The sequence below is a fragment of the Pseudomonas sp. NPDC096925 genome (assembly GCF_044762545.1).
GTDB lineage: Bacteria > Pseudomonadota > Gammaproteobacteria > Pseudomonadales > Pseudomonadaceae > Aquipseudomonas.
Genome location: NZ_JBIWEM010000001.1, coordinates 131,655 through 154,174 on the forward strand (window position 1 = coordinate 131,655; position 22,520 = coordinate 154,174).

Here is a 22,520-nt window from a genome sequence, read left to right on the forward strand (position 1 = left end):
CCCGCCATGCCCGGACGCTTCCATGGTTGTGCACTGAGCCTGGCTGCCATGTTGGTGGGCTGTACCCAGGTCGGCCCGGATTTCCGGCCGCCGCAGGACCCGTGGCTGGGCACCTGGAACACCCCGCTGCTGGAACAGGCAGGGCGGCAGGCCGCAGCGCCCGACCTGCGCCAGTGGTGGGCCGTGTTCGCCGACCCGGCCCTGGATGCCTTGATCGCCGAGGCCGATGCCAACAACAGCAACCTGCGCGTGGCTGGCTTGCGTATTGCCGAAGCCCGTGCCCAGCTGGCCATCGTGCAGACCGGGCGTTATCCACAGCTGCAGCAACTGCGCGCCCAGAGCCTGTACCTGAAACAGGACCAGTCCGGCACCGCCACCGCTCGCGACTCGGTGTTCTGGCAATCCAGTGCGGGCTTCGACATCGGCTGGGAAATCGACTTCTGGGGGCGCTTCAGCCGCGCCATCGAAAGCGCCGACGCCGTCTACTTTGCCTCCCAGGCCAACTACGCCGATGTCATGCTGCTGTTGCGTGCGCAGGTGGCCGACACCTACTTTGCCCTGCGCACCGCCGAAGCGCGGCTGGATATCGCCGAGGAAAACGCCCGCCGTCAGGCGCGCAGCCTGGAGATAACCGAGCGGCTGTTCCGGCATGGCGAAAACGACGAACTCGACTGGCAACAGGCGCGCACCCAGTACCTGGCTACCCAGGCCACCATCCCCGAGTTCCAGAACCAGCTCAATGCCCTGCGCAACGTGCTGTGCTCGCTGCTCGGCAGGCCGCCCGGGCCGCTGCCGCAGCTCGATGCAGGCCACGGCCAGCTGCCGTTGCCGGACCGTGCCGTGCTGCAGGACGTGCCTGCCAGCCTGCTGCAGCGCCGCCCGGACATCCGCGCCGCCGAACAGGCGGTGGCGGCACAGTCGGCGCTGGTCGGGGTGGCCGAGGCCGATCTTTATCCACAGCTGAGCCTGCTGGGCAGCATTGGCTGGAGCTTCGTCTCGGCCAATCACCTGCCCGATACCTTCGACATCGCCGCCGGGCCCAGCCTGATCTGGAACCCGTTCGACTATGGCCGGCGCAAGAACGCCGTGCGCGTGGAAGATGCCCGCTTGCAGCAACTGATCGAGCTGTATCACCAGGGCGTGCGCGAAGCCGCGCGCGAGGCCGACGATGCCGCCAGCGGACTGTTGCGCTCGCTGCAGAGTGCAAGTATCCGCGAGCAGGCCTCGCAGGCCGCGCAGCGCTCGCTGAACCTGGCCAGCTCGCAGTACCGCGAAGGCTTTGCCGACTTCCAGCGCGTGCTCGACGCCCAGCAACTGCTGCTGCAGCAACAGGACGGTTACCTGGTCAGCCGCGGCAATGCCGTCAGCAGCCTGGTGACGCTGTACAAGGCCCTGGGCGGCGGTTGGGACGCCAGCCGCGCACCGATCGACCCGGCCACGCGCCAACAGATGCAGCAACGCACCGACTGGGGCGAGCTGCTCGACGAGCCAGCCCCCAGCGCACATGCACAAGGTGAACCGAAATGAGCGACGCCACGCCAACGCCAACCCCGCCAGCCCCCGATCGCGGCATGCGCTGGGTGCTGCTGCTGATTGCCGTGAGCCTGCTGTGGTACCTGCTGGCCGACCGTTTCACGCCCTACACCCAGCAGGCCCGCCTGCAGGCCTACGTGGTGCCGGTGAGTGCCGAGGTGGCCGGGCAGGTGAAGCGTGTGACGGTGGGCAACAACCAGGAAGTGCGCAAGGGCGATGTGCTGTTCGAGCTGGACCAGGAGCAGTACCGCATCGCCCTGGCCCGCGCCGAAGCCGACCTGGACACGGTACGCCGGCAGATCGGCGCCCACACCGCCGGCATCGACTCGGCCCAGGCGGCACTGGTGGCGGCCCAGGCCAACGAGCGCAAGGCGCGGCAGGACGCCGAGCGGCTCAAGCGCCTGATCGATGAAGACCCCGGCACGGTGTCGGTACGCCGCCTGGAAGGCGCCCAGGCCACCCGTGACCAGGCCATCAGCCAGGTGGCGGCAGCCCGTGCCGAAGTGGAGCGGGCCCGTGAGCAGCAGGGCGGGGCGCAGGACGACAACGCCCAGCTGCGCAGCGCGGCGGCCAATGTGGAAAAAGCCCGCCTGGACCTGGCGCGCACCGTGGTACGCGCCGACGCAAACGGGCTGATCACCGACCTGCGTACCGACGTTGGCCACTATGTCGGCGCTGGCAGCCCGATGATGACTCTGATCGCCATCCATGACGTGTGGATAAGTGCCGACATGACCGAGAACAACCTCGGTCGGCTGCGCCCTGAAACCCCGGTGCTGGTAGTGCTCGATGCGCTGCCCGGCACGGTGTTGAAGGGGCGTATTCGCAGCATTGGCTACGGCGTGAGCGTGGGCCAGAGTACCCCGCCGGGTACGTTGCCGACCGTGCAGAACAGCCGCGAGTGGCTGCGCTCGGCCCAGCGCTTCCCGGTGATCGTTGAACTGGAGCGTGACCAGTTGCAGGACAAGACCGGTTTGCGGGTCGGCGGCCAGGCCGAAGTCATGGCGCTGCCCAGCGAGGGCAACCCATTGAACCTGCTGGGCCGGTTGTTCATGTGGCTGATGAGCTGGCTGTCTTATGCCTATTGAGCTGCGCCGCCTGCGCGCCCTGCGCCTGGCCTGGGGCGTGGCGCTGTGCCTGGCGGTGAGTTTTGGCATCGGCCTGCCGGTGCCGATCCTGGCGCCGGTGTTCGCGGTGCTGTTGCTGGCCATGCGCAGCCAGCCCTTGCCCCTGCGTGCGGCACCGGCCCTGGCGGTGCTGGTGCTGCTCAGTTGCGGCAGCGGGCTGCTGCTGATTCCGCTGCTGCGCCATGCCCCGGTGAGTGGGGTTTTGCTGGTGGGGGTGGGGGTTTTCCTGACTTTGCGTTATGCGCTGAAAGGCGGCAACGGCCTGCTAGCCAATTTGCTGGTCATCGGCCTGACCATGATCGCTGCTGCTGGCACCAGCGACTTCACCTTGGCGCTATCGGTGGTCGAAGCGCTGGCCAAAGGCATGCTGCTGGCGGTGCTGGGCACGGCGGCGGCGCATGTGCTGTTTCCCGAGCCGGCCAATGCGCCGGCGCCACCGGCACCACCGTTGCTCGACAGTGACCAGGTGAGCTGGGTCGCTTTGCGTGCCACGCTGATCGTGATGCCGGCCTTTTTGCTGGCGCTGATTGCCCCGGACCAGTACATGCCTCTGATCATGAAGGCAGTGAGCCTGGGGCAGCAGGCCGGTGAGACCCGTGCGCGACATGCCAGCCGCGAGCTGATCGGCTCGACCTTGCTTGCCGGGTTGCTGGCGATACTGATGTGGGGCGCGTTGAGCCTGTTCGTGCACCTGTGGATGTTTTTCCTGTGGGTGCTGCTGTTCGTCCTTTGGCAGGGGCGCAGGCTCTACCGTGCGGTGGATACCAGGCAAAGCCCGGCGTACTGGGTGAGTTGCCTGACGACCATGCTGATTTTGCTGGGGCAGTCGGTGCAGGACAGCGCGGGCGGGCAGGATGTGTACCGCGCCTTTGCCGTGCGCATGGCGCTGTTTCTGGTGGTGTCGGTGTACGCTAGCGCCATGCTCATATGGATTGATCGGCGTCGCGTTCGGACTGTTTAGCTCTTCTGTACTGGCCTCTTCGCGGGCACGCCCGCTCCCACAGGGATCGCACAAACTTCAAGGTTGTCGTTGTACCTGTGGGAGCGGGTTTACCCGCGAAGAGGCCAGCACAGGAAACCCTAGGGCCTCCAGTCAACCCCACTCTCTTCCAGATAGGCATCCACCGCTGCACCTACAGTGGGATGGAATGCCGACTCCCCCATATGCTCGAACAACTCGAACTGCCGCATCTTGTCCTTTACCGGGTCCTTCATCTCGGCAAACTGCAATTCCACCCCCTGCGCCTCCAGCGCCCGGTCCAGCTCGGCCAGCATGTCCGCCGAGGTGATATCGATGCTGGTCACCGGCTCCGCCGCAATCACCAGCCGTTGGACCGGGGTAGGCGACGCATCCACCGCAGCCATCACCGTGTTCTGGAACTGCTCGGCATTGGCAAAGAACAGCGGCGCATCCCAACGCAGCAGCACCAGCCCCGGAATGCGTCGGGCCTGTGGATAACGCAGCACGTCATGGTAGCCACGGGTGCCATCCACCCGGCCCAGCACCGCATGATGCGGCCGCCAGCCGTCCCACAGGAATTCGATCACCGACACCGCCACGGCAATGCCGATACCGGGAATGGCCCCGAATACCGCCACGCCGACGAAGCAGGTGAATGACAGCCAGAACTCCCATTGCTGCATACGGAAGATGCGCTTGAGGTCGGCAAACTCGAACAGGCCCAACGCTGCGGCAATCACCACCGCCGCCAGGGCGCTGTTGGGCAGGTGTTGCATCAGGTTGGGCGCCACCAGCAGCAACAAGGTTACCGCCAGCGCACCGATGATGCCGGTGAGCTGGGTCTGCGAGCCGGCCGCTTCGGCCACGGGGGTACGTGACGAGCTGCTGCTGATGGGGATGCCCTGGAACAGCCCGGAGGCCAGGTTGGCCACACCCAGGCCGAACATTTCCTGGTTCGGGTTGACCGGCATCTTCATGCGCGCGGCATAGGAGCGCGACAGCACACTGGTATCGGCGAATGACACCAGCGCCACGGCAATCCCGCCCAGTACCACCTCGACCAGGTCGATGTCGGTGACCCAGGGAAACACGAAGCTTGGCAGGCCTTGGGGCAACTGGCCGAGCACTTTCACACCTTGCTGGTCGAGCCCTAGCAGGCTCACCGCCAGCGTGGCCAGTACCACTGCAATGAGAATGCCCGGCAAGCGCTTGAACGGCTTGAGCAGCAGGATCAGCGCCAGGCTGCCGCCGCCGACCACGAAGCTTGGCCAGTGCCCTTGGCCGGCAAGCAGTGCTTCGGCCAATTGCCAAAGGTCGCGCAAGGGGCCTTGGCTATCGACTTTGATACCGAATAGCTTGGGCAACTGGCTGATCAGCACCGTGAGGGCGATGCCGTTCATGTAGCCATAGCGGATCGGCTTGGACAGCAACTCGGTGATGAAGCCCAGGCGCAGCAGCCCGGCGATCACGCAGAACGCCCCGGCAACCAGGGCCATCAGGCTGGCGATGGCGATAGCCCGCTGCGGGTCGCTGGCGGCGTACTGCACCACTACCGCCAGGATCGGTGCGGCCAGCGCCGAGTCCGGGCCCAGCACCAGGATGCGGCTGGGGCCGAACAGGGCATAGGCCAGCAGCGGGATGATGGTGGCGTACAGGCCGTAGATGCCGGGTACGCCAGATGCCTCGGCATAGGCGATGCCCACCGGCACCAGCATGGTGGTGAGCACCAGGCCGGCGGCGATGTCCCTGGGCAGCCAGGCGGGTTGGTAGTGGAGCAGGGTGACCAGGCCGGGGAGCCAGCGTTGCCAGTCGAGGCGGGGTTTTTCGGGCATGGGGCGTGCGTCCAGGGGAGGGTGCTGAATCACAGCTTAGATGCTGAATTTCGGCGCCGCTCTGCGGCCCTATCGCGACACAAGGTGATCTGGTCAAGTAATTTTGGACACCGGTTAAGGTTCATGCCGCTGCTTTGAGCTTTTCCTCCATGGCTACCGGTGTTTCATGGCCGTTGTAGCTGTGGAGGCGCTTGAGGTTGTAGCGCATCAGGCAAGCCTGGATATCTATTCGTGCCTGCGCTTCGGTCTCATAACCTCCTGCCGGGACCCATTCTGATTTCAATGCCCCGAAAAATCGTACTCCCCCCTCAGATGAAGCCCCAGCGTGATGCTGGGGTTTCGGTTTTCAAACGGTCTGAATCGATGCTGTTCGGGCCTCGCGTTTGAGGATCAGGTCGAGCAGCAGAGCCAGAATCAAGGCACCTGCAGCGACGCTGAACAGCACGCCATGATGACCGTTGCTGCTTGCGAACAGCGCTGAGTATCCATATCCCGCAATGGCTTGGAAGCTTGCGAAAGCGACTGTAGCGCGGCTCCAAGTCGCGTTCTGCTGCGTGTGCCCCTCTACCAGATTGTGCACCCGAGCAAGGACCAAAGGAACGATACCTGGCGGGAATGAGCCTATGAGCAATGCCGCTGCTCCAAGCAGGCGCAGATCATGGGTCTCAATCAGTACACCTACTGCGATAAGTTGGGCAATCAGGACAATCCGAATGCCTGTCCGAGCGCCCAGATGATCCGCCAACAGCCCGTAAAGCACCGGACCTGCAATGGCACCGATACCGTACAGGCCCCACATCAACGCTCCTGCATGGGTTCCTGCACCAAGGCCGCGGCTAACGTAGTCCACCAGGAACATCATGGGTGCAACCAGCGCAGTCGCCATCAAAGCGTACTGGCCGAACAAAACCATTACGGCGGATGAGGTTGCAGCTTCAGGTGTAGTCGGTGTCGCTTGATGGTGAGGATGATCGGCCGGCCACCCCGCCCAGCTGCTGACAGTGAGCGCGAATGAGAGTGCCGCTAAACCAAGCCAGGTTTGCTGAAGCCCTTTGGCCAACAGCCAGGGAACCAGGCTTGCAGCTCCTGCGATTCCCAATCCGATACCAAGGAAAATCGCGCCACTTGCGAGGCCCCTTCGGTTGGCAGATACATGTGGCAGGATAGCAGTTGCTGCCAGCACCATGATCACGCCACCGGCGATGCCTGAAAGCAGACGCCAGAAGAAGAACCAGCTCACCGACAGCGGCCAGGCGCAGCCAAGGAATGCCAAGCTGACCATGACCATCATGACACGCAGCACGGTTGCGCTTGACCATCTGACGGCCATTGGCCGGCCAATCAAAGCTCCAATCAGGTAGCCGGCCAGGTTTGCCGCGCCAAGGAAAACGACTGCAGAGCTGGCAAACCAATGGGCTTCAATAAGTGCCGGGATGAGTGGTGTATAAGCGAATCGTGCCAATCCGATGCCGACGAGGCTGGCACAGAGACCAGCCCAAATCGGTAGCCAGGGGGCACGTTGTGTGGATGTAGTCATGACTTCCCCCTGCGCCGTTCGCGGCGTGAAAGGTTAGACGGGATTGAGTTGGGCTTTCGCAGTCCGAGCTTTGATGTTGGCCACCAGCGCATCGAGGCTCAGCGCACCGCCGCCAAAGGCTGCGATCTGCAACAAACCGCCGGCAATGGAAATGTTCTTGAAGAAGTTAATGAACTGACCTTGATCAGCCAGATTGTTATGGAAAGCAAACGCTGCCATTACCGTGAATAGAGCCATGACCACAGCGACAATGCGCGTTTGAAAACCAATGATCAACAGTGTGGCGAGACCAAGTTCCACACCAAGTGCGGCCAAGTAGCTCAGCAATGGGAACGGCAAACCACTTGACTCGATATAAGCAATGGTTCCCTCTGGTGAGGCCAGCTTGCTGAAGCCGCTAAGCAAGAAAAGAACAGCCAACAATACGCGGCCGGTTACTGCAGTGGTATTTTTTAGTGAGTTCATTTGATTGCTCCTGATTTTAAAGTTTGCCGAAGTGGCTTTCGATGGAGAAATCATAAATTCAGGCCAACTTGGCAACAATATGAACACTTTCGATTTGACTGTTTCAAAATCAGGGACAATTGGCACCGTACAGAACTGGCTGGGGCATCCAGCCAGTCTGTCGATCAAGTTACGGGTGTACGGGGTAGTCGATGTAGCCGCGTTCGTTGCCACCGAAGAAGGTGGTCGGATCAGGTGTATTGAGCTCCAACCCATCTCGAATCCGGCGTGGTAGATCCGGGTTGGCCAGGAACGGCCGACCGAAAGCCACAACGTCCGCGCGTCCTTCCCGAATCGCTTTCTCCGCAGAGGCCGCGTCATAACCGCCTGCGATGATCAACACACCGTTCCAAGCGTCACGCAGCTTCAAGATGATCTCGTCCCAGCGCGGGTCGAAGTTTTCGTCCTTCACCGTACCGACAACGGCAGGCTCTACGAGGTGGAGATACGCCAGCCCATAGCGGTTCAACGACTCCACGATGTAGGTGAAGGTCTCGATGGGGGTGTCGTCTCCCATGCCCATGAAACGTCCCATCGGGGTAAGACGCACACCGACGCGGTCTGCACCGATCTCTTGCGCAACTGCCTGAACGATCGCCAGGAGCAGGCGCGCCCGATTCTGATAAGTACCACCGTATGGGTCATTGCGCTTGTTGCTGTTGCTGTTGATGAATTGGTCGAGCAGATAGCCGTTGCCCGCATGGATTTCCACGCCGTCCATACCGGCCTCGATGGCGTTAAGCGCGGCGATGCGGTAGTCATCAATGATTGCGGCGATTTCTTCGGTTTCTAGCGCGCGCGGTACCGGCACATCCCCCCACACCCCGTTACCATCTTCGTCGACAATGAAGGTCTTGCCAGGCGCTGCGATGGCACTCGGTGCCACAGGCAGAGCGTTATCCGGCTGGAAGCTGGGATGCGAAACGCGGCCAACGTGCCAAAGTTGCATGAAGATGCGTCCATCGAGTTCGTGCACCTCATCGCTTACACGTTTCCAGGCCTGAATCTGTTCAGGGGTATAGATACCTGGAGTCCATGCGTAACCTTGCCCCTGTTGAGAGATTTGCGTGGCCTCGGTAATGATTAGAGCCGCGCTTGCCCGCTGGCCATAATACTCCGCAGCCATTGATGTCGGGACATCCCCAGGTTGACCAGCGCGAGACCGGGTCAATGGAGCCATCGCAATGCGATGAGGAAGTTCTAAGGCGCCCACACGAATGGGATTGAACAGATGGCTGGTCATTACTCAGTTCCTTTTGAAGTAAATTCAATAAATTCAAGAGATGAAACATCGTCGCTTCTGTTTGATGAAGTTAGGTTAATACCCAGACCGAAAATTGATAATCCGCAAAACCGGAGCAAGTGCATTGCGCAACTCGCAAAACCTGGGATCTCTGCCCTAAAGCGCAGTACGAGCTTTACCTCTGTAAACCCGCAGCACGTCAGCCATGACCGACAAGGCGATCTCGGCCGGGGTCCTGGAACCGATATCCAGGCCTATGGGCATGTGCAAGCGGTCTACGTCGGTAGACGACAGGCCGCCGATTCGCCGCAACCTCTCTGCTCGCTTTTCCGAAGTGCGCTTGGAGCCCATTGCACCGATATAGAAGGCAGGGGTGTGCACAGCTTCCATCAAGGCGAGGTCATCGATTTTCGGGTCATGGGTGAGCGCAACGACGGCTGTCGCTTCGTGGCAACCTCCATTGGCGATGTACAGCGAGGGCAACAGCGGAATCAGAGGCACCCCTTCGATTGGCATTTCGGCCGCTTCTTCCCGCGGATCGCAGGCAATCACTTCGAACCCGAGGGCTTTGGCGAACTGACCACAGGCCTGGGCGACGGGTGACATGCCGGCAAGTAGCAGGCGAAGTGCAGGACCTAGGTTAATTTCCAGACGGCTACCACGGCGAGTCACGGTGTCGGCTCCGTCTGCGTAACGCCGGGAGCTGAACAGGTCGCTTTCAAGTTCGATTATCCGCGTCAGCCGTTGCTGGCCACGCATTGCGTCGAGCAACTGGCTCAGGTGAGCCTTCCATTCCACGGTTGGTTCTCGATGCTCGACCAACACATCCAGGCTGCCGCCACAGGGAAGTTGCAGGCGGCTTCGCTCTTCAGCGGTACGTCCGTAACTGACAACCTGGGCGGGGGCCGCGTGCTCGCCACGGCCCAGCGCTTGGAGGAATTCTTCTTCGACGCAGCCACCCGACAACGAGCCGCAGTGCGCGCCGGACTGCGTGGCCACCAGCATTGCACCAGGCGATCTCGGCGCCGAACCGAAGGTGGAGAGCACGGTGCACAACCACATGCTTTGCCCTTCGTCGGCCCAGGCCAGTGCTTGCTCGAGTACCTTCACATCAAGATGCTGCATCTGCCGTTACCTTTCCAAGCACTTGACCGAACGTCGGCGACCTGCTCATTGCTCAGGCCTTGCGGGTAAGTGGTAACGCAAGCCGGCGGTGGCCGGTGGCATCGGCCACGGCGTTACCCAGCGCCGCCGCCATCGGGCCTTGGACGATTTCGGCAGCGCCAAGGAACGGCTGGCCAGGCTGATCGATCATGTGTACTTCCACGTGCTTGGGAAGCTGCGGGAAACGCAGGATCGGGTAGCCGCTCCAGTCGTAGCTGCGCACCCCGCCGGCGTCATGACTGACCGCCTCGTAAAGCGTCCAACTGCTCGACTGGACGATACCGCCTTCGACCTGATTGCGAAGGCCATCGGGGTTGACGATCTGACCCACGTCCACTGCGGTGACCACCCGCTGGATCTCGATGTCGCCAGTTTGCGGATGCACCTGGATTTCCACGGCCACCGCACAGTAACCCATGATGTTCTTGTAACGGGCGAAGCCCAGGCCGATGCCGCTTCCCGGAGCCGGTGAGCGGCGTGGCCAACCGAACTCGTCCCGGGCCCGCTCAATGACTGCTCGGGCCCTTGGGTCGGTGAGGTGCTCAAGACGGAATTCGACGGCATCCACACCCGCCTGATCCGCCAACTCGTCCAGGCAGGCCTCGATGGCGAAGACATTTATGTGCGCGCCCAGCGAGCGCATCGCCGAGGTCCGGAACGGCATCTGGGTGATGAAGTTCATGTCGATGCTAGCCGCACCGGTTTCGTACAGCGGGATCGCGTTGCGGTCGCCATCCCCCTCGGGCTGGGCAATCGGAACGGAGGGCATCGAGGTGAACGGGCGGGCGATCATCCGCGCCGGCACCAGGCGTCCGGCGTTGGTGATGCGCTCGTTGTGCGGGGTGGTCCACAGCTCGTACTTCCAGTCGTTGATCCGCCCGTCACTGCCCAGGCTGGCTTGCAGCTCGGTAAGCATGGCCGAGCTGTAGGGTTCCCAGAGGTTTTCCTGTTCGCGCATCCATTGAACTCGCACGGGTACACCTGGCAGGCGCACGGCGATCAGGGCAGCATCGGCCGCGGCGTCATCGGCGCCATTGTGTCCGTAGCATCCCGAGCCTTCGGCGTGGATGCAGCGTACGGCGGCTGGCGGCAGGCCGACCATTTCGGCGATGCCGGCACGCAGCGGGAACACTCCCTGGGTGTGGGTCCAGACCGTCAGCATGCCGTCTTTGAACCAAGCTATCGAACAGGATGGGCCGATGGAACCGTGCATCAGGTACTGCTTGGTGACCCGCGCCCGGTACGTCTTGCCGCTCGAAGGCGCTGGGGTTCCCTCATGCTTGATGGGATAGCGCTTGGACTGCAACTTGGGCAGCAACTGGTGAATCACGGCTTGGTCCGGGATCACGTCGCCACCGGCCCACGTCGCGGCCTCGTAGCCGGCGCGCATGGCTTTGACCGCTTGCCACTCATCTTTGGCTACCACTGCGAGGTAATTACCGTCCCGGATCACCTTGACCACACCCGGCAGGCGTTCGATGGCGGGCATATCAAAGCCGGTGAGCTGGCTGCCCGGGCGCGGCGGTCTGATCACGCGGGCATGGAGCATGCCCGGCAAGCGCATGTCCTGTACGAACGCTGCGGCGCCAGTGACCTTTGCAGGGATGTCGAGCCGCTGCACCGCATGGCCGATAAGCTTGAACTGTTCAGGTGAAATGTCTGGTGACTTGGCCTGGGCGTACTGATGGAGGTCCACCCCAGCCACGGCGTCGGCATATCTCATGCGCGCCCCGGACGGTGCGGTAATCATCGCATCACCAGTTTTCAGCGAGGCGACGTCCAAGCCCCAGTGTCGAGCGGCAGACTCCATGAGCATTTGGCGAACCTGCGCAGCCGCGTTGAATAGCGCCGTGCCGCTGTCGAAAATCGTATGGCTGCCAGCCGTGTAGCCTTCGTTAGGGGTCAGGGCGGTATCCGCCGTGAGGAAGTTGACCGCAGCCGGCGCAACGTCCAGCCGCTCCGCTGCGATCTGCAGCAGCGCAGTCTTCACCCCGGTACCCAGCTCCACCTTGCCGGTGTACACCGTGATGCCTTCAGCCCCTACCTTGATCCATGCGTCGAGATAGGGGTTGGTGCGCAGGCTGCCCGGCAGGTCGGGGGCGAGCACGACGGTACCGAGCGTGTCCACCTCGGTATCGGCCAGCGCCTTGCGGGCTACCGGCATCAGTGTGAAGGCCATCAGCAGGCTGCTGCCTTGAAGGAAGGCGCGACGACTGAATTCGCTGTTAGCCATGGAGACCACCGTTTTCAATGACGCGTGTAATGGCTTCGATAATCCGCAGGTGGGTACCGCAGCGGCACAGATTCGTCGCCATGTGGGTGCGAAGCGTAGCCTGGTCGGGCCGAGGGTTTTTCTCCAGCAAGGCCTGGGCGCGCATGATCATCCCGGCGATGCAGTAACCGCACTGGGCAGCCTGGGTATCAATGAACGCCTGCTGCAAGGGGCCGGGGTGCTCGGCCGTGCCCAAGCTCTCGACCGTGCGCACCTTGCGACCTTCCAGCCCCGCGCACGGGGTCACGCAGGAAAACACCGGCTTGTCGTCGACGATGACGGTGCAGGCGCCGCACTGGCCCAGTCCGCAACCGTACTTGGCGCCGTTGAGCTCCAGCTGGTTCCGCAGGGCATAGAGCAACGGCATGTCCGGGTCGATATCCAGGCTGTGTACCTGGCCGTTTACGTTGAGATTCACCTTGCTCATGGGGTCTCCTGGCGCAGTGCCTGAATGGTTGCATCAACATCAGGCCACGGTTTGTCCGGGCTCGCCTGATGGCGGATGAACTCGGCCAGGGCGGTGAGCTGCTGGTCGTTCAGGCTCGCGGCGAACGGCGGCATGGCTGGGCCCGGTTCGCCGGGCGTGGGCGCGATACCTTCCAGCACTGTCTTGATGAAGTTGCGTGGTTTATCGGCCTGGACTGCTGACGTGGTGGTCAGTGCCGGTCTGCCGTCGATGGCGCGCATGGGCGCCGCGCCGCCGTGGCAACCGGCACAGGCGCCCTGGAACAGATCATGGCCCAGACGGGCCGACTCAGCGGTTAGCGCGGTGCTGGCGCCGATAGGGCTCGGCTTGGCATCGCTCGCGGGCAGGCTCAGCAAGTATTCCGCGATGGCATCGACATCGGTCTGTGGCAGGCGGGCGAGCTCCTGACTGACCGGGCGCATTGGACCGGCCGGCGTGCCATGGTTGTCTACAACCTTGGCCTGCAGGTACTCCACCAGTTGTGTTTGCGACCAAGGCTTCTCGCGACTTGCCAGACCCAGCAAGGAGGGTGCTTCCCACCCATCGACCACGCCACCGGAAAGTGCTTTGGTGTCTTTTTCAGCGCCGAGGAAGTTCAGGGGTGTATGGCAACCCCCGCAGTGGCCTGCGCCTTCGACCAGGTACCGTCCACGGTTCCACTGTTGCGATTGCTGCGCTGCCGGCTCGAACGGCGCCGTGTGCAGGAACATCAAGTTCCAGCCCGAGACCAGCGGGCGAATGTTCATGGGGAACTTCATGCGATTGGGTGTCGCCGGCTCGTATGCAGGCGGGCCACTCATCAGATACGCATAGGCATCGGCCAGGTCGTCGTCGCTGAGCAGGCGGTAGTGCTTGTACGGGAAGGCCGGGTAGAGAAAATGACCGTCTCTGGAGATGCCCTCGCGCATGGCACGTACAAATGCTTCGAACGGCCACTGGCCAATGCCGGTCGTGGCGTCCGGGGTGATGTTGGTGCTGTAGAGCGTGCCGAACGGCGTCACCAGTGGCAGGCCACCTGCGAGGTACTTGCCACCCGGGCGCGTATGACACACAGCACAATCGCCGGCTGTCACCACGTCGGCGCCTCGAGCGATTTGGGCCGTATCGAATTCCACAGGCTTATCGATCGGGTCGATCGCAGGTCGCCACATCAGCCCGAACGCTACAGCAAGTCCTCCTGCGCCGAGCGCAACAGCTGCAGATACCCAAAGCTTTTTACGTGACATTAATACCCACCTCGCTCTTGGCTAAGAGCGCCGACTGACGCCCTAAGCTACAGGGGCTTGAGATGGCGGACGCCAATCGAGCCGAACTCATCGAAGATCTCCTCATCTTCAACCTCGGCTTATTGGGTGCCGATTAGTTGAAGGCGTGAGCCTAAAGGAGCACGACTTACAGGGGTATAGGTACCTCACGCAACGAAGCTTTGCTCATCACGCAACGCTGCCAGTTTTGCGCAACTTGCATAACTTCGTTGCTGGAAGTTCGTATTCTCATGACTGTCCCTCACGCATAGGCTTGCTCCTGAACTTTCTCAACCCATTCGGAGATGTCGCCATGTCAGCGAGCAGCCCTGATGTAATTGCTTCACCGTCGGTGCATGCCGATACAGTCCCGACACTATCTAAAGCGTTGGTCATCTTTCTCGCGTTTTGCTGTGGCGCCGTAGTCGCCAACCTCTACTACGCACAGCCCATCGTTGAGCTTATTGCCCCAAGCATTGGCCTTTCGCCTGAACATGCCAGCCTGATCGTTTCGCTGACCCAGTTCGGCTATGCCGCTGGACTGCTGTTCTTGGTTCCACTGGCCGACCTGATGGAAAACAAGCGTCTGGTGATCGGCTTCACCCTGGTGGTAGGCGCATTCCTCGCAGCAGCAGGTTTCGCTGATTCGCCGTCGCTGTTCCTGATTGCCTCTCTGATGATCGGGCTTACTTCTGTCGCTGTGCAGATCCTGGTGCCGCTGGCCGCCCACATGGCGCCTGAGAGCAGTCGAGGCCGCGTGGTGGGCAACATCATGAGTGGTCTGTTGCTCGGAATCCTGCTGGCTCGCCCTGTTTCAAGCCTGGTGTCGGAGTATGTGGGCTGGAGGGGCGTGTTCTTCAGTGCCGCCGTGCTGATGGTCGTTATCGCGGCCCTGGTAGCGGCACTACTGCCTAAGCGCGTTCCGAATCATCACACTACCTACGCCCGCTTGATTGGTTCCGTCTTCGGCCTGGCTAAGCAATATGCTGTGCTTCGTGAGCGTTCTCTGTATCAGGGGTTACTGTTTGCAAGCTTCAGCTTCTTCTGGACTGTCGTACCGATCGAGTTGATCCGTCACTACGGCTTTACCCAGAACGGTGTAGCGCTCTTCGCTCTTGTGGGGGCCGTGGGCGCCATTGCAGCCCCGATCGCAGGCCGTCTGGCTGATGCAGGTCATGGTCACGCGAGTACACTGGTAGCCTTGGTTATGGCACCGGCTGCGTTGCTCATCGCCGGGATCCCAGGGCTGGGTTACCTAGGCTTGGTCGCTGCGGCGATCGCTCTGGATTTCGCCGTGCAAATGAACATGGTCCTTGGCCAGCGTGAAGTCTATGCCCTGGACCCCAACAGCCGTGCACGGCTGAACGCAGTGTTCATGACCAGCATCTTTGTCGGTGGTGCGTTGGGTTCGATGGTCGCGAGCCCACTCTACGAGAGCTTTGGCTGGGCGATTACCGCTTACGCTGCCGCAGCGATCCCCACCTTGGCACTGGTGATTTTCTTCGCGAAGCACGTCGGTAAGCGTTGATCTGAACACATAGCTGCAAAAAAAACCGCGATCACCTGAAGCATCAATGCACTAGGTGTCGCGGCCCAAAGGGAGGACGTATCGGATTGACCAGGCGGACCTTAAATTGGGGAAGAATCTGCCCAGTCAGGCTTGGAGCCCAGGATTCATCACTATCGATTCGAAACCGTGGGAGGGTCGACAAAGCATAGCGAAGAGAGATCACACCTCTGTCCTCCAAGTGCAACAAAAAGCCTTAAGTTGCCTCAACAATGCTAATGGCATCTGCAACACGATTCTTGAATTTAGGTGCTCCTGCGACAGCACGCCTGTCATATCTCGAAGCCAGGCAAGTGGCTATGATCCAGATTGCCTGCCCCGTTGACCGGTGGCGACAATGGCTTCCCCTCATGGATCATCAGCTGAGTCGAATACATGGATAAGTTTCTCGCGTTGAGCATGTTCGTAGAGACCGTGCGTTGTGGAGGATACTCTGCAGCAGCGCGAAAGCTAGGCGTGGCAACATCGTCTGTAGCACGGCAGGTCGCTGCTCTGGAGGCGGATCTTGGCACTACACTCATTACACGTAGCACACGCCAGAACAGCCCGACCGATCTCGGCCAGGCCTATTTCGATCACGCCATCACCATCCTCGACGCTCTCGCTGCAGCAGATAGCATGGTTACCGACAGGGGAAGTGAAGCGAAAGGCAAGCTGCGGATTAGCGTTCCAGTGGAATTTGGTCGGCGCCTGATTTCGCCGCACCTTGGGCGGTTTCTTGCTGCCCATCCTGAACTGGAAGTGAGCCTGAACCTTAGCGATGAAATGGTCGATCTGTACAAGGATCGGATAGATTTAACGGTCCGACTCGGCTCAACCGTTTCCAGCGAAGAGGTGATCTGCACTACGGTTGGTCATTTTCAGCGTTGGTTAGTGGCTAGCCCTGCCTACTTGGAACAGCATGGCGCCCCAACGCAACCTGGTGATTTATTGGATCACTCGTGCATGCGCTTCGATTACGGAGGCCCCATGAGGGACTGGCATTTTGAAGTCGAAGACGAGACGGTATCCGTGGCGGTACAAGGCCGAATGCAAAGCAATAATGCCGACATCCTCAGGCATGCGGCAGTCGCTGGGCAGGGCGTGGCGCTGTTAGCTGATTGGTTGGTTGCAGAGGATGTGCAGCATGGACGGCTCACCCGCTTGATGCCTGAGTATGAGGTGAATCCAACGTCCGTGAATTCCTCTATCAATATTATTTACCTGCCTATAAATCGCGAGTCCACCCGCATTCGGGTCTTCGCGCAATTCATGAAAGAGTTACTGAATATTGCATAGCAGCTTACGCAATGCTCTATTGCGTGACGCGGGACTTCTGCTGTCTTGAGTAACTCCTTACCCTTAAGGTGAATAAATCCTTCAGGGTATCGAGCATGAATACTTCACCAATATTAGCGTTTGACTTTCTCGATCCCTGGGGTTGGATTGGGGTGCGTCGGCTTGCAATGGCGATGAATCAGGCCGGAAAGGCTTTCGACGTTACTTTCCAACCGTGTCGGTCTTCGCTGAGCCGGATAGCAGCAGGGATGTCATACGCTGAATTCTTGGAGCGCCGCTTCGGCACACAAGCTCTGATTCATCAGTCTCTCGTGACGACCGAGATGCAAAAGCTGGGCATGGAGCCTGCTTTTAGCCAAATCCGCAGCGTTCCTGATACCCGTCCCGCCCTTGCTGCTGTGCTGTGGCTGCAGCGAAATGAGAGATCTGCCGAGGCATTCGTGCAACGAGTGTACGAGGCTCTGTATTGCTACGGTGAGAACATCGGTGATGATGCCGTTCTGGAAAAGCTACTGAGCCAGGAGGCAGTGGCTTTTAGCGACATTAAGTCCTTCCTGCTTAGTGACTTGTTTAGTAGAGAGCTTCAGGAAACCGAAACCTCAGTCGCAGGTTGGGCCGGGCGTGTGATTCCTTCCTTTCGCATTAACGGCACTGTTGTCTTCGGCGCGCAGACTCCAGGTGTTCTGGCACCTATGTTTGCCTAGCGAATCACTGGTTCCATTTTGGAAACAGAGAAATCGAAATTGCTGTAATTGTGCACTTGGTTAGGTCGAAACAGAATGGCACCCATACCGCAGACAACGCCACCGGCATAGCGCGGTGACCCATTTAAAACCCATGGCTTTCAACCATTCTGAAGAGATCACGACCATGTCCAAACGCGAACTGCTGAACCCAATCAACTCCGCTCTGATCCTGATCGACCACCAGCCGCAGATGGCTTTCGGTGTCCAGTCGATCGACCGTCAGACCCTGAAGAACAACACCGTTGGCCTGGCCAAGGCTGCCAGGATCTTCAACGTGCCGACCATCTACACCTCGGTCGAAACCGAAAGCTTCAGCGGCTACATCTGGCCCGAACTGCTGGCAGTGAACCCGGACGCCAAGCCGATCGAGCGCACCTCGATGAACAGTTGGGAAGACGCCAAGCTGGTTGAAGCCGTGAAGGCCACCGGCCGCAAGAAGCTGGTCATGGCCGCGCTGTGGACCGAGGTCTGCCTGACGTTCCCGGCTCTGGAAGCCATGGAAGCCGGCTACGAGGTGTACATCGTCACCGACGCCTCGGGTGGCACCACTCAGGAAGCACACGACATGTCGGTGCAGCGCATGATTCAGGCCGGTGCGATTCCGGTGACCTGGCAGCAGGTTCTGCTGGAGTACCAGCGTGACTGGGCACACAAGGACACCTACCAGGCGGTCATGGACCTGGTCGTGGAACACAGCGGTGCCTACGGCATGGGCGTTGATTACGCCTACACCATGGTGCACAAGGCGCCACAGCGAACCCTGGGCTGAGCCCTTTAATGAAAGGAACCCGCACACTGCGGGTTCTTTTCATTGTGATCCAAACTGCTGTCGATACTGGCTTGGGGTCACTCCGATACGCTCGCAGAACACCTTGCGCATGTAGCGAGCACTGCAAAAACCGCATCGCGAGGCGATGGTTTTGAGTGGCCAACGACCAGCAGCACCTTCGCCACTTCCAGGGCTAATTCTTTGCCGTGATCCTCTGCAACGATCGCTAGCGCCATGTCGATTTCAGCGGTGATACCGCTGCTGGTCACAAGATTGCGATCCATCACAAAGATCTGCTCTGCTTCGACCTTAGGATCAGGAACTGCATGAATAGATATCCTGAGTGCAAAGCACTCAGTCCTGATCCGTCGGATGCAGTCGTCATATGCATTGTCGATGACGATTCATCTGTGCGAAAGAGCCTCTCGAACCTATTGCGCTCAGCAGGATTTGATACCCTGGCATTCGCGTCAGGGGAGGACTTCCTTGCCTCGCCACCTGCTTTGAAGGCCGGTTGTGCCTTGCTCGACCTCAAAATGAAAGGCCTGTCGGGTGCGGATGTGCAGAAAGAGCTGTGCCGGCTGCAAAGCCGCTTGCCGGTTATCTGCATGTCAGCTCATTGGGACGATAGTGCTCTATCAGGGGCGATGTACCATGGTGCGATTGCATGCCTTTCAAAACCGTTCACGGAAGAAGCCTTGCTCGAAGCGGTCGACGAGGCGACTCAAGGTTCTGATCAGTGAGTACCAAACTCCTTTGAGCGCGGCTTCGGAGCACAGTTTTTCAAGAGTTCTGGCAGCTGGCTAAATACTCTCTAGGCTCACCCTTTCTCTGAGAGCCTGAAATGTCTAGCCTCCGAATCCTTCTCGTTTCTGCTGCGCTATTGAGCGCGAATGTCTCGTGGGCACAGCCGCCTGCGCCCATTCATACCCAAGTGCCAGGTTACTTCCGCCTGGCAGTGGGTGATTACGAGGTCACCGCACTCTTCGACGGATACAACGATCTGGGGCCGAGCCTGTTGGAAGGACTTGCCCCTGAAAAAATCCGTCAGCAACTGGTAGAGAATGCCGTTGACCCCGAGCGTATGCAGACCTCGTTCAACGCCTTTGTCGTGAATACCGGTAAGCACCTTGTGCTGGTAGATAGCGGTGCTGGGCATTGCCTACCTCAGACGGCCGGATCGCTGGAGTCGAACCTTCGCACCTCTGGTTACAAGCCAGAGCAAATCGATACCGTCCTCCTCACCCACATGCATTTGGATCACGTCTGCGGTTTGGTGACCGAATCGGGTAAAGCCCTGTTCCCGAATGCCCAGGTCTACGCCACCAAAGCTGAGGCGGATTATTGGTTGAGCCCGCAAGAGAAAGCCAAAGCGCCGGCAGGTGGCAAAGAGTACTTTGACATCGCAGTCAATTCGCTCAAGCCATACCGTGACGCTGGCCGCTTCAAGACATTCACCCCGCCTCAGCCGCCTATTCGTGAGGTGGAAGTCATAGCCAGAGCTGGCCATACACCCGGCAGCGTGACTTACCGGTTCGAATCGGGTGGCAAAGCCATCGTTTTCATTGGTGACCTGATCCACAGTGCTGCGGTGCAGTTCGATCATCCCGAAGTTTCTATTCACTTCGACACAAAACCTGAACAAGCGATTGCTTCCCGCAAAGAGGAATTCAACGATCTGGCCAAGCGGGGCGAATGGCTTGCAGCAGCGCATCTGCCGTTTCCAGGCATCGGCCATTTGACTATGAATGGCCAAGCATATCGTTGGGTACCTGCTTTGTTTGGACCTTATCAACGTGCCGCTGAAGTCCCGCTGCTCAAGTAGTCCAGATCGGCTGATGCCTGTCGGCCAGGGCACATCTCGCAAGTGAGTCGGGCAGTTTTGTGTCGCCGCATGTCTCCACGCGCGAAAAGCCCGTGCATCACTGCACGGGCTCGGATGGGGATATTGTCGGATGAATCAGGACAGGATGGTTGAAAGCTATGGGTTTTAAACGGATCACCGTGCTGTGCCGGTGGCGTTGTCTGCGGTATGGATGCCATTCTGAAGTGCATATCGGATAGGGGCAATCAGGCAAAAGCAAGAACTTTTGGTTTAAAAAAAGGGACAATCAAGTGGACCGATTTGAATGCATGCGGACCTTCATAGCCACCGTTGACGCCAGCGGATTCACGGCGGCGGCGAGGATTCTGCATGTACCGCGCTCTAAGGTGAGTAAACAAATCCAGGCGCTGGAAGAAGCGCTTGGAGTACAGCTGCTGCATCGCACGACCCGCAGCCTGCACCTGACAGAAGCAGGCTGCGAATACTACGAAGCGTGTCGAGAAGTGGTGGCTTCGTTGGATGAGGCGGAGCAACGAGCACGGAGTGGATTGGCGCAAGTCCAAGGCGTATTACGAGTAAACGCTCCGATGTCCTTCGGTCTATGCCGTCTGGGTCCGCTGCTCCCTCAATTTCATGCGCTGTATCCGAAAGTAGAACTGCAGCTTGTTCTGAGTGATCAGCAGGTCGATCCTATCAAGGGCGGCTTCGACGTCACGATCCGCATCGCGAGTCTTGCTGACTCCTCGCTAGTAGCCAAGCATCTCTCTCCCGCACCGAGGGTCCTGGTTGCTTCTCCAGGTTATTTGGCTCAGCACGGCTTTCCTGAAACGCCTAAGGACCTGGCCTGTCACAAATGCCTCAATTATGGGTATCTGCAGAGCGGCGCTAGCTTGCAACTGAGCAACGGAAAAGAAATCCAGCGTGTTCACGTGACCGGACCGCTGCACGCCAACAATGGCGATTTGCTTGCGCAGGGTGCAGAGGCGGACATGGGTATTGCCTTGTTGCCATTGTTTATCGTGGACAAGGCGTTGGCCGAGGGGAGGTTGGTTCAGGTGCTGAAAGATTGGGAGGCCCCGCCCATTTCAATTCATGCGGTTTATCCCACAGCTCGAAGGGTCCCGCTCAAGACACGGGCCTTCCTGGACTTTCTCGCCGCTGAGCTCCGGATTCCGGAGACTGCAGCGGTATCTTAGGTATGATTCTTGTGACGCAAAGAGGGTTGCACCTGAGGGTCACACAACCTTGGGTTTCGGAGTAAAGGCCGGTGCCTTGAAAACCCAGGCGCCTGGCCCGGTGATAGCCAAACCGGCAAACAATACAGCGAACAACCAGGCGAATTGTGCTTCCTCCAACGTCCATTCCGGATGCACTACTAATAGGGCAACACCGAGGACGGCCAAGACCGGGAGGCAAGCAAGGCGTGCAAATATGCCGAGTATGAGCAAGATGGGGCAGAGAACTTCAGCGAAGACTGCCATGGCCAACGTCAACGTCGGACCTAGGCCAAACGGATCCTCGATACGCTGTAGCTCTGTGCTCCAGTTCAGCAGCTTGGGCAACCCGTGGATCTGCAGAAGCAAAAGCGCGGCAGAGACGCGAAAAAAAAGTAGTCCCAGTGGCACCGAGATACCTGCGAGGGGGCTCTCTTTCTGCGGGAATTCAGACTTAGACATTGAGAATAAACCTCCTATCGTGACGATGACGCCTTGGATCACCGTTAAAAATGGTGCGATTGCCGCGAGCTATTTCGTAACCGGGCTTCGCATCGCATGTTTCAAAGCAGAAAGTGCTGCTCTGAAGACCATGAGGGTGAGCCCACCAATTCCCACTGCGGCCAGACCCAGCAGCAGGTAGTCTTTTAAGCTGTCAAAGGCATACAAGATTGGCCGACCAAAGCCTGCGCCGAGGGCCAGAGCGCTACTGCACCAAAGGAGCGAGCCGAGAATGCTGTAGGCGACGAAGTGCGATTTGGGCATAGCCATTTGGCCGGCCAACAACGTTGAGACGGCGCCTGCGCCAGGTACGAATTTGGCGAAGACTAAGACTACCGGTCCATACCTCAGGTAAGCCTTCCTGCCTTGAGCGAAGGCCGCCCCCATCTTGGGAGAACCCCGACAGATTCGTCTGGTGAGGACTTCGCCGAAACGGCTGCCCATCCAGTACCAGATACTGTCCGCCACCAAGCACACAACCACAGCCATGGCGATGACCAAGGCAGGATCGGGCGCGCCGTGCTCGCTAGCGAACGCGCCTGCAAGCACGAGTGAAGGGTAGGACGGGATTGGTAATCCAATCTGGTCGCCAAACACATTCAATGCGAGCAGCGACAATGGGTGATTGACTGCGAAGCTCTCAATTGGACTCATGGCGGCACCTCTTCTGGGCTCGACTACCGTCGGATCGCTGAACGCAGGGTGCGACGAGTCAGCGCGAAACCAGCCGCTTGAGA

General features: G+C 59.8%; 20 protein-coding genes and 1 pseudogene. 10 read left to right on the top strand and 11 right to left on the bottom strand.

All coding sequences use genetic code 11. From position 1 onward, the window contains the following. The first annotated feature begins 6 nt into the window (after positions 1-6). The 3 genes from ACIQYU_RS00670 to ACIQYU_RS00680 are packed head-to-tail and all read left to right on the top strand — an operon-like array spanning position 7 to position 3,621. Complete coding sequence (locus ACIQYU_RS00670) at positions 7-1,527, top strand: efflux transporter outer membrane subunit (RefSeq protein WP_233688081.1); 1,521 nt, start codon at positions 7-9, stop codon at positions 1,525-1,527. Beyond that, positions 1,524-2,621, top strand: a complete 1,098-nt coding sequence (locus ACIQYU_RS00675) for an HlyD family secretion protein (RefSeq protein ID WP_233688080.1) — start codon at positions 1,524-1,526, stop codon at positions 2,619-2,621. Before ACIQYU_RS00670 ends, ACIQYU_RS00675 begins: the two co-directional genes overlap by 4 nt. Next, positions 2,611-3,621 carry a DUF2955 domain-containing protein gene (locus tag ACIQYU_RS00680; RefSeq protein WP_207832387.1) on the top strand — a complete coding sequence of 337 codons (1,011 nt, stop codon included), beginning with the start codon at positions 2,611-2,613 and terminating at the stop codon, positions 3,619-3,621. The genes ACIQYU_RS00675 and ACIQYU_RS00680 overlap by 11 nt, the downstream gene beginning before the upstream one ends. A 119-nt stretch (positions 3,622-3,740) precedes the next feature. Here ACIQYU_RS00680 and ACIQYU_RS00685 read toward each other — a convergent pair whose 3' ends face one another. The 8 genes from ACIQYU_RS00685 to ACIQYU_RS00720 form a co-directional block, all read right to left on the bottom strand. After that, a complete protein-coding gene (locus ACIQYU_RS00685; RefSeq protein ID WP_207832390.1) occupies positions 3,741-5,453 on the bottom strand; it encodes a SulP family inorganic anion transporter in 1,713 nt (570 codons plus the stop codon). 346 nt (positions 5,454-5,799) lie between these two features. Continuing rightward, the gene (locus ACIQYU_RS00690; RefSeq protein WP_402797781.1) at positions 5,800-6,990 is read right to left on the bottom strand and encodes a YbfB/YjiJ family MFS transporter; all 1,191 of its coding nucleotides are present in this window, start codon (positions 6,988-6,990) and stop codon (positions 5,800-5,802) included. Between the two features lie 33 nt (positions 6,991-7,023). After that, positions 7,024-7,455 (bottom strand): DoxX family protein, encoded by a 432-nt coding sequence (locus ACIQYU_RS00695; RefSeq protein ID WP_233688078.1) that lies wholly within the window; start codon positions 7,453-7,455, stop codon positions 7,024-7,026. A gap of 169 nt (positions 7,456-7,624) precedes the next feature. After that, a complete protein-coding gene (locus ACIQYU_RS00700) occupies positions 7,625-8,737 on the bottom strand; it encodes an alkene reductase (protein WP_207832396.1) in 1,113 nt (370 codons plus the stop codon). Positions 8,738-8,893: 156 nt separating this feature from the next. Beyond that, positions 8,894-9,862 carry an XdhC family protein gene (locus ACIQYU_RS00705; RefSeq protein WP_233688077.1) on the bottom strand — a complete coding sequence of 323 codons (969 nt, stop codon included), beginning with the start codon at positions 9,860-9,862 and terminating at the stop codon, positions 8,894-8,896. 52 nt (positions 9,863-9,914) lie between these two features. Beyond that, complete coding sequence (locus tag ACIQYU_RS00710; RefSeq protein ID WP_233688076.1) at positions 9,915-12,134, bottom strand: molybdopterin cofactor-binding domain-containing protein; 2,220 nt, start codon at positions 12,132-12,134, stop codon at positions 9,915-9,917. After that, positions 12,127-12,600 carry a (2Fe-2S)-binding protein gene (locus ACIQYU_RS00715; RefSeq protein ID WP_207832400.1) on the bottom strand — a complete coding sequence of 158 codons (474 nt, stop codon included), beginning with the start codon at positions 12,598-12,600 and terminating at the stop codon, positions 12,127-12,129. Before ACIQYU_RS00715 ends, ACIQYU_RS00710 begins: the two co-directional genes overlap by 8 nt. After that, on the bottom strand, positions 12,597-13,865 hold the full coding sequence (locus ACIQYU_RS00720) for a cytochrome c (RefSeq protein ID WP_207832402.1): 1,269 nt from the start codon (positions 13,863-13,865) through the stop codon (positions 12,597-12,599). Before ACIQYU_RS00720 ends, ACIQYU_RS00715 begins: the two co-directional genes overlap by 4 nt. Positions 13,866-14,196: 331 nt before the next feature. Between ACIQYU_RS00720 and ACIQYU_RS00725 the strand changes: the two genes are divergently transcribed. The 4 genes from ACIQYU_RS00725 to ACIQYU_RS00740 all read left to right on the top strand — a co-directional run bounded on the left by ACIQYU_RS00725 (position 14,197) and on the right by ACIQYU_RS00740 (position 18,243). Further along, positions 14,197-15,411, top strand: a complete 1,215-nt coding sequence (locus ACIQYU_RS00725) for an MFS transporter (RefSeq protein WP_233688075.1) — start codon at positions 14,197-14,199, stop codon at positions 15,409-15,411. 414 nt (positions 15,412-15,825) lie between these two features. Continuing rightward, on the top strand, positions 15,826-16,728 hold the full coding sequence (locus ACIQYU_RS00730) for a LysR family transcriptional regulator (protein WP_207832406.1): 903 nt from the start codon (positions 15,826-15,828) through the stop codon (positions 16,726-16,728). Positions 16,729-16,823: 95 nt separating this feature from the next. Next, positions 16,824-17,432 carry a DsbA family protein gene (locus ACIQYU_RS00735; protein ID WP_207832408.1) on the top strand — a complete coding sequence of 203 codons (609 nt, stop codon included), beginning with the start codon at positions 16,824-16,826 and terminating at the stop codon, positions 17,430-17,432. A gap of 166 nt (positions 17,433-17,598) precedes the next feature. Then, positions 17,599-18,243 (top strand): hydrolase, encoded by a 645-nt coding sequence (locus tag ACIQYU_RS00740; protein WP_402797793.1) that lies wholly within the window; start codon positions 17,599-17,601, stop codon positions 18,241-18,243. Between the two features lie 39 nt (positions 18,244-18,282). On the opposite strand, the pseudogene ACIQYU_RS00745 reads toward ACIQYU_RS00740, so the two are convergent. Next, a pseudogene (locus tag ACIQYU_RS00745) lies at positions 18,283-18,569 on the bottom strand (AraC family transcriptional regulator); the annotation flags it as partial. A 57-nt stretch (positions 18,570-18,626) separates the two neighbouring features. On the opposite strand from ACIQYU_RS00745, the gene ACIQYU_RS00750 reads away from it, so the two are divergent. The 3 genes from ACIQYU_RS00750 (at position 18,627) to ACIQYU_RS00760 (ending at position 21,264) form a co-directional block, all read left to right on the top strand. Continuing rightward, positions 18,627-18,986: a response regulator transcription factor gene (locus ACIQYU_RS00750; RefSeq protein ID WP_233688385.1), complete on the top strand. Its 360-nt coding sequence runs from the start codon at positions 18,627-18,629 to the stop codon at positions 18,984-18,986. Positions 18,987-19,087: 101 nt separating this feature from the next. Then, positions 19,088-20,068, top strand: a complete 981-nt coding sequence (locus ACIQYU_RS00755; protein ID WP_207832412.1) for an MBL fold metallo-hydrolase — start codon at positions 19,088-19,090, stop codon at positions 20,066-20,068. Positions 20,069-20,358: 290 nt separating this feature from the next. Beyond that, a complete protein-coding gene (locus ACIQYU_RS00760; protein WP_233688384.1) occupies positions 20,359-21,264 on the top strand; it encodes a LysR family transcriptional regulator in 906 nt (301 codons plus the stop codon). A 39-nt stretch (positions 21,265-21,303) separates the two neighbouring features. Here the strand turns inward: ACIQYU_RS00760 and ACIQYU_RS00765 are convergent, their stop codons facing one another. Then, entirely contained in the window at positions 21,304-21,744 is a 441-nt protein-coding gene (locus ACIQYU_RS00765) for a DoxX family protein (RefSeq protein ID WP_207832416.1), read from the bottom strand. Positions 21,745-21,813: 69 nt separating this feature from the next. Next, positions 21,814-22,437 carry a DedA family protein gene (locus ACIQYU_RS00770; RefSeq protein WP_233688383.1) on the bottom strand — a complete coding sequence of 208 codons (624 nt, stop codon included), beginning with the start codon at positions 22,435-22,437 and terminating at the stop codon, positions 21,814-21,816. Positions 22,438-22,520 lie beyond the last annotated feature (83 nt).